Origin of the sequence: Arthrobacter sp., assembly GCF_031988865.1 — a bacterium.
Lineage (GTDB): Bacteria > Actinomycetota > Actinomycetes > Actinomycetales > Micrococcaceae > Arthrobacter_B.
The window spans coordinates 3,050-5,155 of sequence record NZ_DALZXY010000142.1 but is presented as its reverse complement, the minus strand read 5'-3'; the positions used below and the strand labels follow the sequence as shown (position 1 = coordinate 5,155).

The 2,106-nt window shown below is 64.7% G+C and carries 2 protein-coding genes; one reads left to right on the top strand and one right to left on the bottom strand.

Features of this window, described 5'->3' with window-relative positions:
- On the bottom strand, positions 1–611 hold a 611-nt coding region (locus RTN46_RS16360), incomplete at its 3' end, for an MFS transporter (protein ID WP_312182976.1).
- Between the two features lie 23 nt (positions 612–634).
- Here RTN46_RS16360 and RTN46_RS16355 point away from each other — a divergent pair.
- A complete protein-coding gene (locus RTN46_RS16355) occupies positions 635–1,318 on the top strand; it encodes an FCD domain-containing protein (RefSeq protein WP_312182974.1) in 684 nt (227 codons plus the stop codon).
- Positions 1,319–2,106: the final 788 nt, after the last annotated feature.

Sequence of the window (2,106 nt, the reverse complement as noted above, 5' to 3'; positions counted from 1 at the left end):
TTTGCTGGCTGGACGGTTTGCCCCATACGACGTACGCCCAGATACACGGTGACCCAAACGCCGGCGGCCACCAGCGCGGGAATAGCCCAGACACCAAGTCCCAGACGCCAGGTTCCGCCCAAGGCGCCGTTGACCGGAACGGCAACCGCCGCAACAAGTGCTGTCCCAAGCGATAAGACCGTTGTATACAGGCCTGTCACCCTCCCAATGCGGTCCGGAAACCACCGCTTGACCAGGACCGGCATCAGCACGTTGCCGACGGCAATGCCGCACAGCGCCACGGCGCTAAAGAGCAGGAAGAAGGTGGTGTTGGGTGCCACCGCACGGAGGGCCAGTCCCAGGGCGATCGCCAACATCGCACCGAGCACGATGATTTCCGGGCCGCGTTTCTTGGCCATTCTGGGCGCGAGGGGCCCGAACAGTGCAAAACAAACAGCGGGGGCAGCAGTCAACAGGCCGGCGACCAGCCCGCTGAGGTGCAGGTCCACGATGACATTGCCAAGCAACGGCCCCAGCGAAGAAATGCCCGGCCTCAGGTTCGCCGCGGCCAGCAGGATTCCTGTCAGGAGCACGGCGAGAAACCAAGGTTCTGGGCTAACATTCTTCTTCATTCAACTGATCATATAATGATGGGATGAATCCCTCGCCTCACTCGGCCGATCGGCTGCCGCAGCCCCGTCGGGAGTCCTTGGTTGAACAGGTCATTGAGCAATTCCGCAGCCGGGTAACCCAGGGCTACTGGCCGGTGGGGCACCGGATACCCACCGAACAGGCCCTCGTCGAACAGCTTGGTGTCGCCCGGAACACCGTTCGGGAGGCCGTCCGCGCGCTGGCCAACAACGGGTTGCTGGATATCCGCCAAGGATCCGGTACCTATGTCATCGCCACGAGCGAACTGGCGGGCGTAATGCAGCGGCGGTTTGCGCAGGATTCATCGGATGACGTGACTGAGCTGCTGCGGGAGCTTGCGGCCAGCGGTGCGCGGCTCGCGGCCCAGCGCCGGACCGACACCGATCTGGAGCGGCTTGAGCATCTGCTGGAGCAGCGCGATGAGGCCTGGGACCGTGGTGAACTGGAAACCTATCTGGAAGCTGACGCGCAGTTCCACCGCGCCGTCGTTGCTGCCAGCCACAACGCTTCATTGGTCAGTTTGTATGCGGATCTTGACGAGGTCTGGCGCAGTATTCTGCGTCGGCGTATCGGCGCTATGCAGCCCGGAACCCGCCGGCCGCACGAGGACATTGTCGAGGCGATCCGACTCCGCGACGGCGCGGCTGCCGATGCCCGTGCTCGGGCCGACCTCATGGGCGATTCGTAGCCGGGACTTCCGCTACGGCGGTCCACCTCAAGAAGCTGCCGGCCCCTCCGGGTAAGCCACCTAGCAACGCAGGAATCGCTCCAAGCAGGTGGCAGGCAGTCTGCAGGCCTGGCGGGTTGCTGCCCTGCTTGGGGGTGACCGCGCGGTGCGGCGCGGGGAGTGCGGTAAGCGCGGAGTTTTGGTGGGTTGGTGCCCTGTCGGGATGACCGCGCGGACCGGCGCGGTGAGTGCGCAGATGTGGCGGGTTGCTGCCCTGTCTGGGGATGACCGGCGAGGCCCGGCGCGGTGAGTGCGCAGATGTGGCGGGTTGCGGGCCTGGCCCGCTGAGTCAGTGTTCAGATATGGCGACCTGTGCCGCGTTGAAGCCGCCAGAGCTGCACACCGAAGAACGGCTGAAGCCTGGCCGCGCTCTTTTCTGCGGAACGCTTCGAACCTGTGACGGCCGATAAGCAGGCCTGGCGGGTGGCTGCCCTGTTTGGGGCTGACCGGCGCGGTGAGTGCGCAGATGTGGTGGGTTGCTGGCCTGGCCCGCTGAGTCAGTGTTCAGATATGGCGACCTGTTCCGCGTTGAAGTCACCAGAGGTGCACACCGAAGAACGGCTGAAGCCTGGCCGCGCTCTTTTCTGCGGAACGCTTCGAACCTGTGACGGCCGATAAGCAGGCCTGGCGGGTGGCTGCCCTGTTTGGGGCTGACCGGCGCGGTGAGTGCGCAGATGTGGTGGGTTGCTGGCCTGGCCCGCTGAGTCAGTGTTCAGATATGGCGACCTGTTCCGCGTTGAAGTCACCAG

What these genes read in the sequence shown, in the direction of transcription:
- RTN46_RS16355 (WP_312182974.1), top strand. Translation starts at nt 635, where the DNA reads ATGAATCCCTCGCCTCACTCGGCCGATCGGCTGCCGCAGCCCCGTCGG.